Genomic DNA, 19515 nt, shown 5'->3' with positions numbered 1-19515 from the left:
TGACACCCCCCACCACGGGGAAGGCTGCGGAGGTGCCCACGTGCCGGCCGGGGGAACGGCGCGCGGCCCACAGCGCGTGCGCCGTCGTACCCCGGAGTCGGCACGCCGCCGGGTCGGCCGCCCGGAAGCGGTGCGGAGGCCTTCCCGGTGCCCGCCCGCGCTGCACACCTCAGGTGCCTCCGGCCGGAGCCCGGATCCCCCGCGCACCTGCCATTCGAGTGCCATTCGAGTGAACGCGGACAGGAGCGGCCATGCACACAGCCCGCCAGCCGACAGCCGAGCAGCTACAAAGGACGCAACCCCACCATCGCGGCGCGCGCGGTCAGCCCTTCACGCCCACGCCGCGCCCCGTGCATGCCGAGCTACTGCCCCCAGGTGATTTCGTGATCGGTCGTATTCCCGTCCTGGACGTCCACCCCCTCGTCGACTGCGGAAGGCGGCCGGCCAAAGCCGTCGCGGGCGAGACCTTCCAGGTCAGTGCCACCGTCTTCCGTGAAGGCCATGACGCGGTGGCCGCCGGCGTCGTCCTGTGCGATCCGAGCGGACGGCCGGGCCCCCGGACGCCGATGCGCGAGCTCGCCCCGGGGACGGACCGCTGGGGCGCGGAGGTGACCCCGGACGCCGAGGGCCACTGGACGTACACCGTCGAGGCGTGGAGTGATCCGGTCACCACCTGGCGCGGGCACGCGAAGATCAAGATCCCCGCCGGCCTCGACACCGCGCTGGTCCTCGAAGAGGGCGCGGAGCTGTACGAACGCGCCGCGGGCGGCGTGCCGAAGCGGTGCGGGCGCGAGGCGGTGCTGGCCGCCGTGGACGCGCTGCGCGACACCGGCCGCCCCGCGGCCTCCCGGCTCGCCGCCGCGCTCACCCCCGAGGTGGACGAGGCGCTCGGCCGTCATCCCCTGCGCGAACTGGTCACCGCGTCCCGTCCGCTGCCGCTGGTCGTGGAGCGCCGGCGTGCCCTGTACGGCTCCTGGTACGAGCTGTTCCCGCGCTCCGAGGGCGCGCGGGCGGAGCCGGCCGCCCCCGCGAAGCCGGCCCGCGCACCCCGCGCGACGAAGGCCGCCAGGACCGCGAAGACCGCTGCGGCCGCGAGGAGGAGCGCGGCGGTGGAGGCGGAGCTGCCCCCCGCGTCACCCGGGCTGGTCAGCGGCACCTTCCGTACCGCCGCGGAGCGCCTTCCGGCCGTCGCCGCGATGGGGTTCGACGTCGTCTACCTCCCCCCGATCCACCCCATCGGCACCACTCATCGCAAGGGCCCCAACAACAGCCTCTCCCCCGGCGCCGGCGACCCGGGGGTACCGTGGGCGATCGGTTCGGCGGAGGGCGGCCACGACGCCGTCCACCCGGACCTCGGCACGCTCGAGGACTTCGACCACTTCGTGGAGACGGCCCGCACGCTGCGGATGGAGATCGCGCTGGACTTCGCGCTCCAGTGCTCCCCGGACCATCCCTGGGTGACGGAGCACCCCGAGTGGTTCCACCACCGCGCCGACGGGTCCATCGCCTACGCGGAGAACCCTCCGAAGAAGTACCAGGACATCTATCCGATCGCCTTCGACCGGGATCTGCGCGGGATCGTCGCGGAGACCGTCCGCGTCCTGCGGTTCTGGATGGAACACGGCGTACGGATCTTCCGGGTCGACAATCCGCACACCAAGCCGGTGGTCTTCTGGGAGAAGGTGATCGCCGACATCAACCGCACCGACCCGGACGTGATCTTCCTGGCGGAGGCCTTCACCCGCCCCGCGATGATGCGCGCGCTGGCCACGGTCGGATTCCAGCAGTCGTACACGTACTTCACCTGGCGTAACACGAAGCAGGAACTCACCGAGTACGTCACCGAGCTCTCGGGCGACAGCTCCTCGTACATGCGGCCCAACTTCTTCGTGAACACGCCCGACATTCTTCCCGGTTACCTCCAGGACGGCGGCCGTCCGGCCTTCGAGGCGAGGGCCGTGCTCGCCGCGACCCTGTCCCCCTCCTGGGGTGTGTACGCGGGCTTCGAGCTGTGCGAGAACACCCCGGTGCATCCCGGGAGCGAGGAGTACCTGGACTCGGAGAAGTACCAACTCAGGCCCAGGGACTGGGAGTCGGCGGAACGTGAGGGCCGCTCACTGGCACCCCTGATCACCTCCCTGAACCGGATCAGGCGACGCCACCCGGCGCTCCAGCAGCTGCGCGACGTCCACTTCCACTCCGTCGACGACGAGGCGCTGATCGCCTACAGCAAGCGCTCGGGTTCGAACACCGTTCTGGTGGTCGTCAACCTCGACCCTCACCACACCCACGAGGCCACGGTCTCGTTGGACATGCCGCGCCTCGGCCTCGACCGGCACGAGAGCGTGCCGGTGCGCGACGAGCTCACCGGCGCCATCTACCACTGGGGCAGAACCTTCTATGTGCGCCTGGAACCGGGTGTGACACCCGCGCACATCGTCGTCCTGCGACCGTCCCCGCCGACCGGAGGGTCACCCACACCATGATCGTCAACGAGCCCGTCCACGACCTGTTCGAGGACACTCCCGCCAAGGACCGCGATCCCGACTGGTTCAAGCGCGCCGTCTTCTACGAGGTACTCGTCCGGTCCTTCCAGGACTCCAACGGCGACGGCGTCGGCGACCTCAAGGGTCTCACCGCCAGACTGGACTACCTGCAGTGGCTCGGCGTCGACTGCCTCTGGCTGCCGCCGTTCTTCACGTCGCCCCTGCGTGACGGTGGTTACGACGTCTCCGACTACACCGCCGTGCTGCCCGAGTTCGGCGACCTCGCCGACTTCGTGGAGTTCGTCGACGCCGCGCACCAGCGCGGCATGCGCGTGATCATCGACTTCGTCATGAACCACACGAGCGACCAGCACGACTGGTTCCAGCAGTCGCGCACCGACCCGGAAGGGCCGTACGGCGACTACTACGTCTGGGCCGACGACGACAAGCAGTTCCCGGACGCGCGCATCATCTTCGTCGACACGGAGACGTCGAACTGGACGTTCGACCCGGTGCGCAAGCAGTACTACTGGCACCGCTTCTTCTCGCACCAGCCCGATCTCAACTACGAGAACCCGGCCGTGCAGGAGGAGATCGTCTCGGCCCTCCGCTTCTGGCTGGACCTCGGCATCGACGGCTTTCGGGTGGACGCCGTGCCGTACCTCTACCAGCGCGAGGGCACCAACTGCGAGAACCTCCCGGAGACCCACCACTTCCTCAAGCGGGTCCGCAAGGAGATCGACGCCAACTACCCCGACACCGTGCTGCTGGCCGAGGCCAACCAGTGGCCGGAGGACGTCGTCGACTACTTCGGCGACTTCCCGGCCGGCGGCGACGAGTGCCACATGGCGTTCCACTTCCCCGTGATGCCGCGGATCTTCATGGCCGTGCGGCGCGAGAGCCGCTACCCGGTCTCGGAAGTCCTGGCGAAGACGCCCCAGATCCCTTCCGGCTGCCAGTGGGGCATCTTCCTGCGCAACCACGACGAGCTCACGCTCGAGATGGTCACGGACGAAGAGCGCGACTACATGTACGCGGAGTACGCCAAGGATCCGCGGATGCGGGCCAACATCGGCATCCGCCGCCGCCTGGCACCGCTGCTGGACAACGACCGCAACCAGATCGAGCTGTTCACGGCGCTGCTGCTGTCCCTGCCCGGCTCCCCGATCCTCTACTACGGGGACGAGATCGGGATGGGCGACAACATCTGGCTGGGCGACCGCGACGCCGTACGCACCCCGATGCAGTGGACGCCGGACCGCAACGCCGGTTTCTCCTCCAGCGATCCGGGGCGGCTCTACCTCCCCACGATCATGGACCCGGTCTACGGCTACCAGGTCACCAACGTGGAGGCGTCGATGGCTTCACCGGCGTCGCTGCTGCACTGGACACGACGGATGATCGAGATCCGCAAGCAGAATCCGGCCTTCGGCCTGGGCACGTACGACGAACTGCCCTCGTCGAACCCGGCGGTGCTCGCGTTCGCCCGCGAGTACAAGGACGACCTCGTGATGTGCGTCCACAACTTCTCGCGGTTCGCACAGCCGACGGAGCTCGACCTGCGGGCGTTCAACGGGCGTCATCCGGTGGAGCTCATCGGCGGGGTGCGTTTCCCGGCCGTCGGCCAGTGGCCCTATCTGCTGACTCTCGCGGGCCACGGCTTCTACTGGTTCCGGATGCGGAAGGACGCCCCGGCCGCCGGCGAGATCCGGTGACCGGCGGCTGACGGGGCGTCGTGCCGTCAGCCGGCGGTCTGTGCGCGCCGGGGCAGGGCCTGCCGGGAGGGCACCGGGCTCCGGCACCACCCGCGGGGCGGTTTCCACCGCCCCGCACGGGGCACTCTCCCCCCATATCGAGCGCTTCCGGGCCCTTCCTGGCTCTTCGGGCCCTTTGATCGAATCCGTACGGACTTTTCCTCACCCGACACGTCCCGCACAGCCGGACAGCCATTGCCGCAATCCGGGACACTCTTCGCATCCTGTGGTGTGCCCGGGGAAAGGACGCGATGCCATGTCGGAGGCTGCATCCACTCGAGTCGCCCTGGCGAAGAGCACAACAGAACGAAAGACGACAAGAAGAGGTACGGCGAGCACCACGGGCACGACGGCCCTGCTGCCGTCGCTCGCCCCGCTGCTGCGTGAATGGCTGCCCCGGCAGCGGTGGTTCGCCGGGAAGGGACAGCCGGTCACCGGCTTCTCCCTCGTCTCGGCGACGGAGATACTGCCCCTGGACCCCGCCGCCGCGGGCCCCGGGGTGCTCCATCTGCTCGTCCGGGCCCACCAGCCCGGCAGCGCCGCGCGGTCGCACGGCGACTGCTACCAACTGCTGCTCGGCGTGCGCACCGCGCTGCCCCCGATCCTGGCCCGGGCCAGGATCGGCCAGGTGGCGGACGGGCCGCTGGCCGGCCGCATCCTGTACGAGGGGCTGCACGACCCACGCGTCGCCGGGCTCCTGCTGGAACGATTCCGTAACCCCGGGTCCCTCGGCATCCTCCGCTTCGACCGCACGTCGCCGATCTCCCCGGGGCTCGCCCCGCGCCTCCTGGACACCGAGCAGTCCAACTCCTCGCTCGTCTACGGGGACGCGTACATCCTGAAGATCTTCCGCCGGGTGTTCCCGGGCACCAACCCCGATCTGGAGCTGCCGCTCGCGCTGAGCCGCGAGGGCTGCGGCCGGGTGCCGTCCCCGGTCGCCTGGTTCGAGGCGACGGGCCAGGAGCCGCTCACGCTCGGTGTGCTGCAGCCCTTCCTGCGCGGTGCGCAGGACGGCTGGCAGCTCGCCCTCGCCGAGCTCGGAGCGGGGCGCGACTTCGTCCCCGAGGCGCGGGCACTCGGCCGGGCCACGGCCGAGGTGCACACGGCGCTCGCCGCCGCGCTGCCGACGACCCTCCTCGCCCACGACCGGACCAGGAGCCTGGTGGCCGGGATGGTCGAGCGGCTGGAGGCCGCGGCTCGGGCCGTCCCGGCACTCGTCCCCTACGTACCGGGGCTGCGCACCGCCTTCGACGCCGTCACCGCGCTGGGGCACACGGGCCGCGGATGGGCCGCGCAGCGGGTCCACGGTGATCTGCACCTGGGCCAGACCCTGCGCGGGGACGACGGCTTCTGGTCACTGATCGACTTCGAGGGCGAGCCCGCCAGGCCCCTGCACGAGCGCCGCAGCCCGCAGCCACCGGTGCGCGACGTCGCGGGGATGCTGCGCTCCTTCGACTACGCGGCCCGCTCGCACCGCCCGTGGAGCCCCCAGTGGGCGGCCCGCTGCCGCACCGCGTTCTGCGAGGGCTACGCCGGGGCGTCGGGCGTCGACCCGCGCGGCGAACCGGAGCTGCTGCGCGCCCATGAGACCGACAAGGCGGTGTACGAGGTGCTGTACGAGGCCCGGCACCGCCCCGACTGGCTGCCCGTCCCGATGGCGGCCATCCACCGCCTGGCCACGACGACCGAGTGACCTCCCGCCCCTCCCACCTCTCCCCCTCCGAGGAGGCCGTCCCTGTGACCGCCCGCAAGCCGTCCCGCAAGTCGCCCGATCCCATCGAGGTCCCGCCCGCCCCTCAGCCGGTGGCCGCCGAGGTCAGCACACCGGCCGCCGGCCCCGTCCCCCCTCCTCCCGTCAAACGCGCCAGGGCCAGGAAGACGACCACCACCCCGCCCCGGCCCCGGCGCGGCGGTGGCGGCAAGGGGGTCCTGCCGGCCACGGCCCTGGACGACGGGGACCGGGGCCGGCTGCTCGCCGGTGAGCACCACGCCCCGCACGACGTCCTGGGCGCCCATCCGGCCGGGGGCGGCGTACAGTTCCGGGTGCTGCGCCCGTTCGCGCGCTCGGTGACCGTGCTGCTGGCCGAGGAGCTGCAGGCGGAGCTGCAGAGCGACGGTGACGGCTTCTTCTCGGGTGTCCTGCCGCTGCCCGCCGTGCCCGCCGGATACCGGCTGCGGATCGCCTACGACGACGACACGATCGAGGTGGAGGACCCGTACCGCTTCCTCCCCGCGCTCGGCGAACTCGATCTGCACCTGATCGGCGAGGGCCGGCACGAGGAGCTCTGGAAGGCACTCGGCGCGCAGCCGATGGAGCACCAGGGCGTGACCGGCACCCGCTTCACCCTGTGGGCACCGAACGCCCGGGGGGTCCGCGTCGCGGGCGACTTCACCTACTGGGACGGCACGGCGTTCCCCATGCGCTCCCTCGGCTCCACCGGTGTGTGGGAGCTGTTCCTCCCCGGCGTGGGCGAGGGCGCCGTCTACAAGTTCGACATCTGCCGCCCGGACGGTTCGCACACGCAGCGGGCCGACCCGATGGCCCGCCGGGCGGAGGTGCCACCCGCCACCGCCTCGGTGGTGGCCGCCTCGCACCACGTGTGGCAGGACGAGGACTGGATGACGCACCGGGGGGACCGCCCGGTGCACGAGGCCCCGTTCTCCGTGTACGAGGTCCACCTCCCTTCCTGGCGACCCGGCCTCACCTACCGTCAGCTCGCCGCGCAGCTCCCCTCCTACGTGCGGGAGCTCGGCTTCACGCACGTGGAGCTGATGCCCGTCTCGGAACACCCCTTCGGCGGCTCCTGGGGCTACCAGGTCACCGGTTTCTACGCGCCGACGTCCCGGATGGGCACCCCGGACGACTTCCGCTTCCTGGTCGACGCGCTGCACGCGGCGGGCATCGGGGTCCTCATGGACTGGGTGCCGGCGCACTTCCCGCGCGACGACTGGGCGCTCGCGGAGTTCGACGGGCGCCCCCTCTACGAGCACTCCGACCCGTCCCGGGCCGCGCACCCGGACTGGGGCACCCTGGAGTTCGACTACGGCCGCAAGGAGGTCCGCAACTTCCTGGTGGCCAACGCCACGTACTGGTGCGAGGAGTTCCACATCGACGGCCTGCGGGTCGACGCGGTGGCCTCGATGCTCTACCTCGACTACTCCCGCGAGGACGGGCAGTGGTCGCCGAACGAGCACGGAGGCCGGGAGAACCTGGACGCGGTGGCGTTCCTCCAGGAGATGAACGCGACGGTCTACCGGCGCAACCCAGGAGTCGTCACCATCGCCGAGGAGTCCACCGCCTGGGACGGCGTCACGCGCGCCACGGACCAGGGGGGCCTCGGCTTCGGCCTGAAGTGGAACATGGGCTGGATGCACGACTCGCTGGTGTACGTCGGCAAGGAGCCGGTGCACCGCAAGTACCACCACGACGAGATGACGTTCTCGATGGTGTACGCCTACAGCGAGAACTACGTCCTGCCGATCTCGCACGACGAGGTGGTGCACGGCAAGCAGGCGCTGGTCAGCAAGATGCCCGGCGACTGGTGGCAGCGGCGCGCGAACCACCGGGCGTACCTCGGCTTCATGTGGGCCCACCCCGGCAAGCAACTCCTCTTCATGGGGCAGGAGTTCGCCCAGGGAGCCGAGTGGTCCGAGGGCCACGGCCCCGACTGGTGGCTGCTCGACCCGGCGTACGAGGCCTCCGGCGACCACCGGGGCGTACGCACCCTGGTCACGGACCTGAACGCCGTGTACGGGGCGCTGCCCGCACTCTGGCAGCGCGACACGGTTCCGGAGGGCTTCGCCTGGATCGACGGCGGCGCGGCGGAGGACAACGCGTTCGCGTTCGTCCGCTACGACGCGGACGGCTCGCCGCTGCTGGCGGTCTCCCACTTCTCCCCGGTGGTGCGGCACGACTACCGCATCGGCGTGCCGGACGGACCGGAGGCGTGGGTGGAGATCATCAACACGGACGCCGCGCGGTACGGCGGCGGCGACGTGCGCAACGAGGGGCCGCTGAAGCCGGAGGCGGTGCCTGCCCACGGCCGGGGGACGAGCGTGACGCTGACGCTGCCGCCGCTGGCGACGGTGTGGTTCCGGCCCGCCTGACGGGCGCGGCGACGCGGGGCCGGGGGCGGGTACGCACCCGGCCCCGGCCCCGCGTGGGTGGCGGAGGGCATCCGGTGCCGGTGCGCGTACTACTTGATCTCGTACGAGCAGGGCTTGCCCGGAGCCTTGCTCTCGGCGACCGTCTTGCCGTCCACGGAGATCGAGCACCGCGCGGCGACGATCTTGCCGTCCGCCGCAGTCATGTTGCCGGGCGTGACGATCACCAGCCGGCCGACCTTCTGCTCGGCGCCACGGGCCGCGATGGTGGCCGTCCTGGACCAGGGCAGGGTCACCTGCGCGAAGTCCGAGTCGTCGAGGGTGTACATGACGTTGCTCGGCCCCTCCCCCTCGACCTTGATCGTCACCTCGTGCGGTGAGCCCTGCGACACGGCGTCCCCACCGGACTCCTCCTGCTTCACGGGCTCCTGGGCGGCGGGCGTCTTCTCCTTGCCGTCCGCGGAAGTCCCGTCGCCACCGCCACATCCCGTCAGCAGAGCCGCGGCCAGTACGAAGGCCGTCGCGGTGAGTGTCCTGCGCAATTGCGCTCCCAAGATCGATTCTCCTGACGTGCTGGGCACGCCCCGGTTCCCGGAGGAGCCTAGCCAGGTGCACCGACAGGCCCGGCCACGCCCCGACCGGCGGCCGGCAGGGCAACGGCCGTCCGAGCACGGTGGGTCCGCGACGGGAGAGGCAGATCGTCGGCCGGGCCGTGTGCGGTCATGTGCCGGCGCCGGTGGGTACTCCGGAAACGCGATGCCGCGCTCCGGTTTGCCGGCCGTCCGGTGTCGAGCACGTCGTCCGTCGGGGAGCCCGGGACGGTCCGGGCCAGAAGCCCTACACCGCCGCGAACACGTCCTCGAGCTCCTGCAGCAGCAGCCGCTTCGGCCGCGCGCCCACCATGGACTTGACCGGTTCGCCGTCCCGGAACACCATCAGCGTCGGCATGGACAGCACCGCGTAGCGGCCGGCGGTGCCGGGGTTGTGGTCCACGTCGATCTGCACGACCTTGAGGCGGCCGGCCTCCTGCGCGGCGACCGCGCTGAGCACCGGGGCGAGCTGGCGGCAGGGGCCGCACCAGTCCGCGGTGAATTCGACCAGGACGGGGAGACCCGCTCCCAGGACCTCCGCGTCGAACGTCGTGTCGGTGACCTCGGCGACACCTTCCGCGTGGATCATCTGTCATCCTCCCAGTTCACATCGTGGCTCGGGGCCGCCCGGCAGCTCGGCCGACGCCTCCAGCTCGGCGCGGGCCAGCTGGGCTCCCACCTCCGTACGGACCGCCCGCAGCTGCTCGATGAGCACGTCCAGCTCGCCGAGCTTGCGCCGGTAGACGGCGAGCGAGGCCGGGCAGGCGTCGCCCGCCGGGTGCCCGGCGCGCAGGCAGTCGACGAAGGGGCGGGTCTCCTCCAGGTCGAACCCGAAGTCCTGCAGGGTCCGGATCTGCTGGACGAGCCGCAGGTCGCCCTCGTCGTACGTGCGGTAGCCGTTCTCCGCGCGGCGTGCGTGCAGCAGGCCGCGCGACTCGTAGTAGCGCAACGTCCGTGTGGTCGTCCCGGCGCGTTCGGCCAGTTCCCCGATTCGCATACCGCGACGGTATTCCCTGACGTCGGCGTCAAGGCAAGGACGGACCTCGTCCTGTGCCCCCGCGGACGCGGACCGCCCGCACCGTGACGGTGCGGGCGGTCCGGGGCGAGGCGGCCGGGATCCGGGGGGAGTGTCCCGGCGGGGGCCTCGCGGGCGGTTGGTTCGTGGGGGCCCGTTCCAGGGCCTCAGACCTTCGCCAGTGACGGCTTCTCCTCGTCGCCGTCCCTGGCCTCCGGCACGGCGGCCTCGGTGGGGTGGTGGTCGTCCGTCATCGTCTTCTCGTCGAACGGCAGGGCGCCGGAGAGGACCTGGTCCACGCGCGCCCGGTCGATCTCCTTGGTCCAGGTGCCGACCAGCACCGTGGCGACGGCGTTGCCCGCGAAGTTCGTCAGGGCGCGGGCCTCGCTCATGAAGCGGTCGATGCCGACGATCAGGCCGACACCGTCGACCAGTTCGGGGCGGTGCGACTGCAGGCCGCCCGCGAGGGTGGCCAGTCCGGCGCCGGTGACACCCGCGGCACCCTTCGAGGCGATCACCATGAAGATCAGCAGCGAGATCTGCTCGCCGATGCTCAGCGGGTCGCCCGTCGCGTTGGCGATGAAGAGCGAGGCCATCGTGAGGTAGATGGCGGTGCCGTCGAGGTTGAAGGAGTAGCCGGTCGGCACGGTGATGCCGACGACGGGCTTGCTGACGCCCAGGTGCTCCATCTTCGCGATCAGCCGCGGCAGGGCCGACTCGGAGGAGGAGGTGGAGAGGATCAGCAGGAACTCACGGCCCAGGTACTTCAGCAGGGTGAGGATGTTGAGCCCGGCCACCAGCCGCAGGATCACGCCCAGGATCACGAACACGAAGAGCGCACAGGTGACGTAGAAGCCGATCATGATGATCGCGAGTGACTTCAGCGCGTCCACGCCGGTCTCGCCGACCACCGCCGCGATCGCTCCGAACGCGCCGACCGGGGCCACCCACATGATCATGGCGAGGATGCGGAAGACGAGTCGCTGGATGTGGCCGATGCCGCGCAGCACCGGCTCGCCCGCCGAGCCCATGGCCTGCAGGGCGAAGCCCGCGAGCAGGGCGATGAGCAGGGTCTGCAGGACCTCGCCCTCGGTGAAGGCCGAGACCATGGTGGTCGGGATGATGCCGAGCAGGAAGTCCACGGTGGACTCGCTGGCCCCTGACGCCTGCTTCTCACCGGCGGCGCGTGCGGCCTCGGTGAGGTGGAGGCTGGAGCCGGGCTCCAGGAGGTTGCCGACGACCAGGCCGATGGCCAGGGCCACGGTCGACATCACCAGGAAGTAGCCGAGGGCGAGACCGCCGACGGCGCCGACCTTGGCGGCCTTGCGCACCGAGCCGACGCCCAGCACGATCGTGCAGAAGATGATCGGCGAGATCATCATCTTGATGAGGTTGACGAAGCCGGAGCCGATGGGCTTCAGCTCCACGGCCACGCCCGGAGCGACGAAGCCCACCATGATGCCCAGCACCACGGCGGCGATCACGGCCAGGTAGAGATAGTGCGTGCGGTCCCGTCGAGCGGCTTTCTCTGCCACGGGGGCCTCCTCGGGTATGCGGTAGCTCCCCCGTCCCTGGGGGCCCCGGCGACTATCCACCTCCCTGTGACGGTGGTCACCCTTGCGTTCATATCGTTCACGGACGCTTTCGAGCCATCTTGGGCCGGTCGGCCCCGCCAGGCAGACTGGATGCCATGCGCCTGTCCCGTACGCTCCCCCGCAGTCTGGCCGGCCAGCTCTTCGCGATGCAGGCCCTGCTCGTGGCCGCGGTCGTGGCCGGCTGCGCCTTCTTCGCGTACGCCTCCGGCAGGGCACAGGCGGAGGAGACCGCGGACCGGCAGGTGCGGGCCGCCGCCCTCGCCATGGCCGGATCCCCGTCCGTGCGGGAGGCGATCCGTACCCCGGATCCGTCCGCCGTACTCCAGCCGTACGCGGAGCGGGTGCGTGCGGACACCGGCATCACCTTCGTCACGATCATGGATCCGGACCGGGTGCGCTGGACGCATCCGCACCCCTCGGAGATCGGCCGGACCTTCATCGGGAACACCGCCCCGGCCCTGCGCGGCGAGACCTTCACGGAGACGTACACGGGCACCCTGGGTCCGTCGATACGGGTCGTCACCCCGATCCGCGACGGGGACCGGATCGTCGGCCTGGTCAGCGCCGGCATCACCGTCGACCGGGTCTCCACCCAGGTACGCGAACAGCTGGGCGCCCTGGGCATGGCGGCGGGCGCGGCGCTGGCGCTCGGCGGGCTCGGGACGTACGTGATCAACGCCAGGCTGCGGCGGCACACGCACGGGATGAACGCCCGCGAGCTGGGCCGGATGCACGACTACCACGAGGCCACCCTGCACGCGGTGCGCGAGGGGCTGCTGATGCTGGACGGACAGCGCCGGATCGCGCTGATCAACGACGCGGGCCGGGAGCTGCTCGGCCTGACGCACGGGTCGGTCGGGCGGAAGATCGCCGAGCTCGCCCTGCCGGCACCGCTCACCGGGGCACTGCTGGCGTCCGAGCCGAGGGTCGACGAGGTGCATCTGACGGCGGACCGGGTGATCGTCGTCAACACCAGCCCCGTGGTCGGGGGCGAGAAGCGCGGCACGGTGGTGACCCTGCGGGACCACACGGAGCTGCAGGCGCTGTCGGGTGAGCTCGACTCCGAGCGGGGTTTCACGCTGGCGCTGCGTTCGCAGGCCCACGAGGCGGCGAACCGCCTGCACACCGTGGTGTCGCTGATCGAGCTGAACCGGGTCGGGGAGGCGGTGGAGTTCGCGACGGCGGAGCTGGAGCTCGCGCAGGTCCTCACCGACCGGGTCGTCGGGGCCGTGGCCGAGCCGGTGCTGGCCGCACTGCTGCTCGGCAAGGCGGCCCAGGCGAACGAGCGCGGTGTGGAGCTGGTGCTCGCGCAGGACAGCCTGATCGACGACGGGGCGCTGCCGTGTTCACTGCCGCCGCGCGACCTGGTGACCATCCTCGGCAACCTGATCGACAACGCGGTGGACGCCGCGTCGGAGGCGGTGACGGGCGGCGCCGGGTCATCCGTGCCCGCGCGGCGCGACGCGACACGGGCCCTGGTGACCGTGACCGCGCTCGCCGAGGGGGGCGAGCTGCTGCTGCGGGTCGCGGACACCGGCGGGGGCATCGGCCCGGACGACGCGGAAGAGGTGTTCCGGCGCGGCTGGACGACGCACGGCACGGGGCGCGGGCAGGGGCTCGCCCTCGTACGGCAGGCGGTCCACCGCAACGGGGGGACGGTCACGCTGGGCCGGGGGCCGGCCGGAGGGGCCGAGTTCACGGTGCGGCTGCCGCTCGCGGGCCGTACGGCAAAGGCGGCAACGGCATGAGCGGCGTGAGCGGCAAGGGCGGTCCGGCCGGTGTGATCCGGGTGCTGGTCGTGGAGGACGACCCGGTGGCCGCCGACGCCCATCAGCTGTACGTGGGCCGGGTGCCGGGTTTCGAGGTGGCCGCCGTCGCCCATACCCGGGCGGCGGCCGTGCGGGCCCTGGACCGGATGCCCGTGGACCTGCTGCTGCTCGACCTGTACCTGCCCGACGGGCACGGCCTCCAGCTGCTGCGCTCGCTGCGGGCCGCCGGACACGGTGCCGACGTCATCGCGGTGACGTCGGCGCGCGATCTGGCGGTGGTGCGGGAAGGCGTGTCGCTCGGTGTCGTCCAGTACGTACTGAAGCCGTTCACCTACCCCACCCTGCGCGACCGGCTCATGCGCTACGCGGCGTTCCGGGCGGCGGCCGGTGAGGCGAGCGGCCAGGAGGAGGTGGACCGGGCCCTGGGCGCGCTGCGGGTGGCGGACCCGGCCAGCCTGCCGAAGGGGCTGAGCGGTCCGACGCTGGAGGCGGTGACGCGGACACTGCGGGAGTCCCCGGACGGGGTCACGGCGTCGGCCGCCGGCGAGGAGCTGGGGATCTCCCGGATCACCGCGCGCCGTTATCTCGAGCACCTGGTGACGGCGGGCCGTGCCGTGCGGCGGCCGAGCTACGGTCAGGTCGGCCGGCCGGAGCTGCACTACACGTGGGTGGCTGAAACGCACCCCTAGGAAAAAGCCCCCCGCGACATACTCCTAGGAGGATCGTACGAAGGGTGAACCGTTAGGAACAGCCTGTAGCCAGGCCGTTCTTGTGCTCATACGGTGAAAGCGTGCACACGACTCCGCCCTTCAATGCTCCCGCCGCGCGCCGACTGCGCGAGGCGCTGGGAATGGCTCCCGGACATGTTGCGTACGGCCTCGGCGCCCAGTACGGACTTCGGACGACCGCCGAGACCGTCATGGCCTGGGAGCGTGGTGTGGCCCTGCCGGACGAACGCGAACTGACGGCCCTGTCCGGTGTGCTGTGGTGCGCGCCGGAGGAACTCCTGGCCGCCGCGAGCACCTTGCGCGAGCACCGGCTGTCCCGGGAGGTCGAGGTGGAGGACCTGGCGCGGACGCTCGGGATGACGGCTGCCGCGTACCGGCGGATCGAGGATTCGGGCCGCTGGCGCGGCAACGAGCGTCAGGCCGTGGCACTCTGCCGGACGCTGGAGATGTCGGCCGCGCAGTTCCTCACTGCGACCGGCCGCAACGAGGAACTGGCCGAGCTGCTGAACAAGGCGGTGGCGACGCGCTGGCAGGCGTACGTCAAACCGGTGGCCAAGATCGTGCCGCTGGACCGGGTCCTGGTCCAGAACGTGCTGGAGCAGATGCACACCGACTACCAGGCCCTGATCGTGTCGACGCAGGCCTGGAACAGCGCCGGCCGGGAGCGCACGGAGGCGGAGAGCGAGGCGCGGGAGTTCCTGCTGCGGGTGGTCGAGCGGTTCTGGCGGACCGCGGGGATCTGAGCCGGCCACTCACGGGGGAGCGCCCCCGGCCACCTCGGGGGAACAGCGGGTGGGCCCGGTCGCCCACGGGGTCCACCGGCCCTCTTCCCCCGGAGGCGCGGGAAGGCTGCGGGCACCACCCCGGTCAGTAGACCGACTCGGCCTCGTACATGCGGTCACTGGGCACGGTCTTCAGCCGGGTCACCGCGTCGGCCAGCGGGACCATGACGATCTCGGTGCCGCGCAGGGCCGTCATGCGGCCGAAGTCGCCCCGGTGCACGGCCTCCACCGCGTTCCAGCCGAAGCGGGTCGCGAGCACCCGGTCGTACGCGGTCGGCGTGCCGCCGCGCTGCACATGCCCGAGGATGACGGGGCGGGCCTCCTTGCCGAGCCGCCGTTCCAGCTCGGTGGCCAGCCGGTTGCCGATGCCCGGGAAGCGCTCGTGACCGAACTGGTCGATCTCGCCCTTGGCGTAGGTCATGGTGCCCTCGGCCGGGTGCGCGCCCTCGGCGACGCAGACGACGGCGAACTTCTTGCCGCGCGCGAAGCGTTCCTCGACCATCTTGACCAGGTCGTCGACCTGGAAGGGCCGCTCCGGGAGACAGATGCCGTGGGCGCCGCCGGCCATGCCGGACTCCAGCGCGATCCAGCCCGCGTGGCGGCCCATGACCTCGACGACCATGACCCGCTGGTGCGATTCGGCGGTGGTCTTGAGACGGTCTATGGCCTCGGTCGCGACGCCCACCGCGGTGTCGAAGCCGAAGGTCCGGTCGGTGGCGGAGATATCGTTGTCGATCGTCTTCGGAACGCCGACGACGGGCATGCCCGCGTCCGAGAGCATCCGGGCCGCCGTGAGCGTGCCCTCGCCGCCGATCGGGATGAGGGCGTCGATGCCGTAACGGCGGGTCAGCTCCTGGCAGTTCTCCGCGGCCTCGCGCAGCCGGTCGCGCTCCAGCCGGGCGGAGCCGAGGATCGTGCCGCCGCGGGCCAGGATGCCGCTGACCGCGTTGAGGTCGAGCGGCCGGAAGTGGCCGTCGAGCAGCCCCTTGAAGCCGTCCTCGAACCCGATGACTTCATCGCCGTGCCCCACCACGGCACGGTGGACGACCGACCGGATCACGGCGTTCAGGCCGGGGCAGTCGCCGCCTGCGGTGAGAATTCCGATGCGCATCGTGGTCTGTCTCCTGCTCGCTAGGACCGGTCCGGTCCGGGAGCCACTCGTGAACCCCCGTACCGTGAGCCACCACGATTGTCCCACGCCGGGTCCGGCCACCGCGCTCCCGGCTGCTCCGGCCCCCGTCGGAGCGGCCCCCTCCCGGCGGGCGGCATACCTGCCCCCGTAGGTATCGTCAAGAGGGCATGGCCAGCCGAACAGGACGGGAGAGCACGCGTGGCGCGCAGCGTGTACGTGACCGGAATCGACCGGGGAGACGGCCGCCAGGTCGTCGATCTGGGAGTCATGGAGCTACTGACGCGTCAGGTGGACCGGGTCGGTGTCTTCCGGCCGCTGGTCCATGACGGACCCGACCGGCTGTTCGAGCTGCTGCGGGCCCGGTACCGGCTCTCGCAGAGCCCCGAGACCGTCTTCGGCATGGACTACCACGAGGCCTCGGCGATCCAGGCGGAACAGGGTACCGACGAGCTGGTCTCCCGGCTCGTCGAGCGTTTCCACCGGGTGGCCCGCGACTACGAGGTGGTCCTGGTCCTCGGCAGCGACTTCGCCGCCACCCAGCTCCCGGACGAGCTGGCGCTGAACGCCCGGCTCGCCAACGAGTTCGGCGCCTCGGTGATCGCGGTGGTCGGCGGCAAGGGCCAGGACGCGGAGTCCGTCCGGGCCGAGACGCGCAACGCCTACCGGGCGTACGCGGGTCTGGGCTGCGACGTCCTGGCGATGATCGTGAACCGGGTGGCCTCCGAGGACCGCGCGGAGATCGCCGAGCGGCTGGCGGCCCGGCTGCCGGTCCCCTGCTCGGTGCTGCCGGACGATCCGGCGCTCTCCGCGCCGACCGTCGCCCAGATCACCACGGCACTGGGCGGAACGGTTCTCCTGGGCGACGACTCGGGCCTGGCCCGGGACGCGCTGAACTTCGTCTTCGGCGGTGCGATGCTGCCGAACCTCCTCAAGGCGCTGACCCCGGGCTGCATGGTCGTCACCCCCGGCGACCGTGCGGACCTGGTCATCGGTTCGCTCGCCGCGCACAGTGCGGGCACTCCGCCCATCGCCGGCCTCCTGCTGACCCTGGACGAGCGTCCGGGCGAGGAGATACTCAGGCTGGCCGCCCGCCTCGCCCCGGGCACCCCGGTGGTCGCGGTGGCCGGCGGGTCCTTCCCCACGGCGGGAGAACTCTTCGCGCTGGAAGGCAAGTTGAACGCGGCCACACCCCGTAAGGCGGAGACCGCGCTCGGCCTGTTCGAGCGCCATGTGGACACCGGTGCCCTGCTGGAGCGGATCTCGGTGGCCCGCAGCGGGCGGGTCACCCCCATGATGTTCGAGCACGAGCTGCTGGAACAGGCCCGCTCGAACCGCCGCCGGGTCGTCCTGCCCGAGGGCGCGGAGGAGCGCGTGCTGCGCGCCGCCGATGTGCTGCTGCGCCGTGACGTCTGCGATCTGACGCTCCTCGGCGACGTGGACGTCATCCGCAAGAAGGCCGCCGACCTCGGCATCGACCTCGCCGACACACAGCTGATCGACCCGCAGACCTCCGAGCTGCGCCAGAGCTTCGCCGAGCAGTACGCCCTGCTGCGCGCGCACCGCGGCGTGACGGTCGAGCTCGCCTACGACGTCGTGTCGGACGTCAACTACTTCGGCACGCTCATGGTCCAGGAGGGCCTCGCCGACGGCATGGTCTCCGGGTCGGTCCACTCCACCGCGGCGACCATCCGCCCCGCCTTCGAGATCATCAAGACGAGGCAGGACGCCTCGATCGTCTCCTCCGTCTTCTTCATGTGCCTCGCCGACAAGGTCCTGGTGTACGGCGACTGCGCGGTCAACCCCGATCCGGACGCGGAGCAGCTCGCGGACATCGCGGTGCAGTCGGCCGTCACCGCGGCACGCTTCGGTGTGGACCCCCGGATCGCGATGCTGTCGTACTCGACGGGCACCTCGGGCACGGGCGCGGACGTCGACAAGGTGCGGAAGGCCACGGAGCGGGTACGCGCCTCCCGGCCGGACCTGAGGATCGAGGGCCCCATCCAGTACGACGCGGCGGTCGAACCGTCCGTCGCCGCGACCAAGCTGCCGACGTCGGAGGTGGCGGGCCGGGCGACCGTGCTGATCTTCCCGGACCTCAACACCGGCAACAACACCTACAAGGCCGTCCAGCGGTCGGCGGGCGCCGTCGCGGTCGGCCCGGTCCTGCAGGGGCTGCGCAAGCCGGTCAACGACCTCTCGCGCGGCGCCCTCGTACAGGACATCGTGAACACCGTGGCCATCACGGCGATCCAGGCACAGGACGAGGAGCGGACCGGATGACCCCCACGCACACCACCGGCGACCGGGCGAGCCGGGTGCTGGTCCTCAACTCGGGGTCCTCCTCGGTGAAGTACCAGCTCCTGGACATGAACGACCGCACGCGGCTGGCGACGGGCCTGGTCGAGCGGATCGGCGAGGCCACCTCCCGGCTGGTGCACACGCCCTCGGCCGGCGGCGGCGCGCCCCGTGAGCGCACCGGCCGGATCGCCGACCACGAGCAGGCGCTGAAGGCGGCGGCCGAGGAGCTGGCGGCCGACGGACTCGGCCTGGACTCCCCCGCGCTGGCGGCGATCGGTCACCGGGTGGTGCACGGCGGGCTGAGGTTCAGCGAGCCCACCGTGATCACCGACGAGGTGCTCCAGGAGATCGAACGCCTGGTCCCGGTGGCCCCGCTGCACAACCCGGCGAACATCACCGGGATCCGCACGGCGCAGGCGCTGCGCCCGGACCTTCCGCAGGTCGCGGTCTTCGACACGGCGTTCCACACGACGATGCCGGAGCACGCGGCCAGGTACGCGATCGACGTGGAGACCGCCGACGCGCACCGCATCCGCCGCTACGGCTTCCACGGCACCTCGCACGCGTACGTCTCGCGCCGGGCGGCCGAGCTGCTGGGCCGGCCGGTGGCGGACGTGAACGTGATCGTGCTGCACCTGGGCAACGGCGCCTCGGCCTCCGCGGTGGCGGGCGGCCGGTGCGTGGAGACGTCCATGGGACTGACCCCCTTGGAGGGGCTGGTCATGGGTACGCGTTCCGGAGACATCGACCCGGCCGTCACGTTCCACCTCACGCGCGTGGCGGGCATGTCGGTGGACGAGATCGACGCCCTGCTGAACAAGCGGAGCGGCCTGGTCGGCCTCTGCGGTGACAACGACATGCGCGAGATCCGGCGCCGGGTGGAGGAGGGCGACGAGCGTGCCGCGCTGGCCTTCGACATCTACGTGCACCGGCTGAAGAAGTACATCGGCGCCTATACGGCGGTCCTCGGCCGGGTGGACGCCGTGGTGTTCACGGCGGGGGTCGGGGAGAACTCGGCTCCGGTACGGGAGGCTGCGATCGCGGGGCTGGAGGGATTCGGCCTGGCGGTGGACCCGGACCGCAACGCCGTGCGGTCCGCCGAACCGCGGCTGGTCTCCCCCGACGACGCACGGGTGGCCGTTGCCGTGGTGCCCACGGACGAGGAACTGGAGATCGCCGGCCAGACCTTCGCCCTGGTCCACAACTGAGCGGGGCCCCGCCCCTTTGTATCTTCCGCCAGACGGAATATTCCGTAGCGAAAC

The 19515-nt window shown here is 71.5% G+C and carries 14 protein-coding genes; 9 read left to right on the top strand and 5 right to left on the bottom strand.

Annotated features, from left to right (window positions below):
- Positions 1 to 383: 383 nt before the first annotated feature.
- The 4 genes from AB0F38_RS06655 to glgB all read left to right on the top strand — a co-directional run bounded on the left by AB0F38_RS06655 (position 384) and on the right by glgB (position 8347).
- Complete coding sequence (locus AB0F38_RS06655) at positions 384 to 2486, top strand: alpha-1,4-glucan--maltose-1-phosphate maltosyltransferase (RefSeq protein ID WP_361887630.1); 2103 nt, start codon at positions 384 to 386, stop codon at positions 2484 to 2486.
- Entirely contained in the window at positions 2483 to 4201 is a 1719-nt protein-coding gene (gene treS / locus AB0F38_RS06650) for a maltose alpha-D-glucosyltransferase (protein ID WP_361887627.1), read from the top strand. Before AB0F38_RS06655 ends, treS begins: the two co-directional genes overlap by 4 nt.
- Before the next feature lie 295 nt (positions 4202 to 4496).
- Positions 4497 to 5933 carry a maltokinase gene (locus tag AB0F38_RS06645; protein ID WP_361887624.1) on the top strand — a complete coding sequence of 479 codons (1437 nt, stop codon included), beginning with the start codon at positions 4497 to 4499 and terminating at the stop codon, positions 5931 to 5933.
- A 44-nt stretch (positions 5934 to 5977) separates the two neighbouring features.
- Positions 5978 to 8347, top strand: coding sequence for a 1,4-alpha-glucan branching enzyme (gene glgB / locus AB0F38_RS06640; RefSeq protein ID WP_361887621.1), 2370 nt, complete (start codon positions 5978 to 5980; stop codon positions 8345 to 8347).
- A gap of 89 nt (positions 8348 to 8436) precedes the next feature.
- Here the strand turns inward: glgB and AB0F38_RS06635 are convergent, their stop codons facing one another.
- From AB0F38_RS06635 to AB0F38_RS06620, 4 genes are all read right to left on the bottom strand, one after another.
- The gene (locus AB0F38_RS06635; RefSeq protein ID WP_361887618.1) at positions 8437 to 8898 is read right to left on the bottom strand and encodes a hypothetical protein; all 462 of its coding nucleotides are present in this window, start codon (positions 8896 to 8898) and stop codon (positions 8437 to 8439) included.
- A gap of 283 nt (positions 8899 to 9181) precedes the next feature.
- Positions 9182 to 9523: a thioredoxin gene (trxA, locus tag AB0F38_RS06630; protein ID WP_361887615.1), complete on the bottom strand. Its 342-nt coding sequence runs from the start codon at positions 9521 to 9523 to the stop codon at positions 9182 to 9184.
- A gap of 3 nt (positions 9524 to 9526) precedes the next feature.
- On the bottom strand, positions 9527 to 9931 hold the full coding sequence (locus AB0F38_RS06625; protein WP_361887612.1) for a MerR family transcriptional regulator: 405 nt from the start codon (positions 9929 to 9931) through the stop codon (positions 9527 to 9529).
- 185 nt (positions 9932 to 10116) lie between these two features.
- Positions 10117 to 11484, bottom strand: a complete 1368-nt coding sequence (locus AB0F38_RS06620; RefSeq protein ID WP_361887609.1) for a cation:dicarboxylase symporter family transporter — start codon at positions 11482 to 11484, stop codon at positions 10117 to 10119.
- 155 nt (positions 11485 to 11639) lie between these two features.
- On the opposite strand from AB0F38_RS06620, the gene AB0F38_RS06615 reads away from it, so the two are divergent.
- The 3 genes from AB0F38_RS06615 to AB0F38_RS06605 all read left to right on the top strand — a co-directional run bounded on the left by AB0F38_RS06615 (position 11640) and on the right by AB0F38_RS06605 (position 14784).
- Positions 11640 to 13292 carry a sensor histidine kinase gene (locus AB0F38_RS06615; protein ID WP_361887606.1) on the top strand — a complete coding sequence of 551 codons (1653 nt, stop codon included), beginning with the start codon at positions 11640 to 11642 and terminating at the stop codon, positions 13290 to 13292.
- A 32-nt stretch (positions 13293 to 13324) separates the two neighbouring features.
- Complete coding sequence (locus AB0F38_RS06610) at positions 13325 to 14002, top strand: response regulator (protein WP_361887942.1); 678 nt, start codon at positions 13325 to 13327, stop codon at positions 14000 to 14002.
- Positions 14003 to 14163: 161 nt separating this feature from the next.
- Positions 14164 to 14784: a helix-turn-helix transcriptional regulator gene (locus AB0F38_RS06605; protein ID WP_361887939.1), complete on the top strand. Its 621-nt coding sequence runs from the start codon at positions 14164 to 14166 to the stop codon at positions 14782 to 14784.
- A 124-nt stretch (positions 14785 to 14908) separates the two neighbouring features.
- On the opposite strand, the gene AB0F38_RS06600 is transcribed toward AB0F38_RS06605, so the two are convergent.
- Entirely contained in the window at positions 14909 to 15934 is a 1026-nt protein-coding gene (locus tag AB0F38_RS06600) for an ATP-dependent 6-phosphofructokinase (protein ID WP_361887603.1), read from the bottom strand.
- A gap of 219 nt (positions 15935 to 16153) precedes the next feature.
- Between AB0F38_RS06600 and pta the strand changes: the two genes are divergently transcribed.
- Together pta and AB0F38_RS06590 are read left to right on the top strand one after the other, a co-directional pair.
- On the top strand, positions 16154 to 18235 hold the full coding sequence (gene pta, locus AB0F38_RS06595; protein WP_361887599.1) for a phosphate acetyltransferase: 2082 nt from the start codon (positions 16154 to 16156) through the stop codon (positions 18233 to 18235).
- Positions 18232 to 19461, top strand: coding sequence for an acetate kinase (locus tag AB0F38_RS06590; RefSeq protein WP_361887596.1), 1230 nt, complete (start codon positions 18232 to 18234; stop codon positions 19459 to 19461). The genes pta and AB0F38_RS06590 overlap by 4 nt, the downstream gene beginning before the upstream one ends.
- The last annotated feature ends 54 nt before the right edge of the window (positions 19462 to 19515 follow it).

Source organism: Streptomyces sp. NPDC025273 (assembly GCF_040638585.1).
Lineage (GTDB): Bacteria > Actinomycetota > Actinomycetes > Streptomycetales > Streptomycetaceae > Streptomyces > Streptomyces cinereorectus.
The sequence above is the reverse complement of the archived record's forward strand: the minus strand, read 5'-3'. Positions and strand labels throughout refer to the sequence as shown.

Excerpts from the sequence above, each read along its gene's own strand:
- treS (WP_361887627.1), top strand. The coding sequence starts at position 2,483 with ATGATCGTCAACGAGCCCGTCCACGACCTGTTCGAGGACACTCCCGCC.
- AB0F38_RS06645 (WP_361887624.1), top strand. The coding sequence starts at position 4,497 with ATGTCGGAGGCTGCATCCACTCGAGTCGCCCTGGCGAAGAGCACAACA.
- trxA (WP_361887615.1), bottom strand. The coding sequence starts at position 9,523 with ATGATCCACGCGGAAGGTGTCGCCGAGGTCACCGACACGACGTTCGAC.
- AB0F38_RS06625 (WP_361887612.1), bottom strand. The coding sequence starts at position 9,931 with ATGCGAATCGGGGAACTGGCCGAACGCGCCGGGACGACCACACGGACG.
- AB0F38_RS06615 (WP_361887606.1), top strand. The coding sequence starts at position 11,640 with ATGCGCCTGTCCCGTACGCTCCCCCGCAGTCTGGCCGGCCAGCTCTTC.
- AB0F38_RS06605 (WP_361887939.1), top strand. The coding sequence starts at position 14,164 with ATGGCTCCCGGACATGTTGCGTACGGCCTCGGCGCCCAGTACGGACTT.
- AB0F38_RS06600 (WP_361887603.1), bottom strand. The coding sequence starts at position 15,934 with ATGCGCATCGGAATTCTCACCGCAGGCGGCGACTGCCCCGGCCTGAAC.
- AB0F38_RS06590 (WP_361887596.1), top strand. The coding sequence starts at position 18,232 with ATGACCCCCACGCACACCACCGGCGACCGGGCGAGCCGGGTGCTGGTC.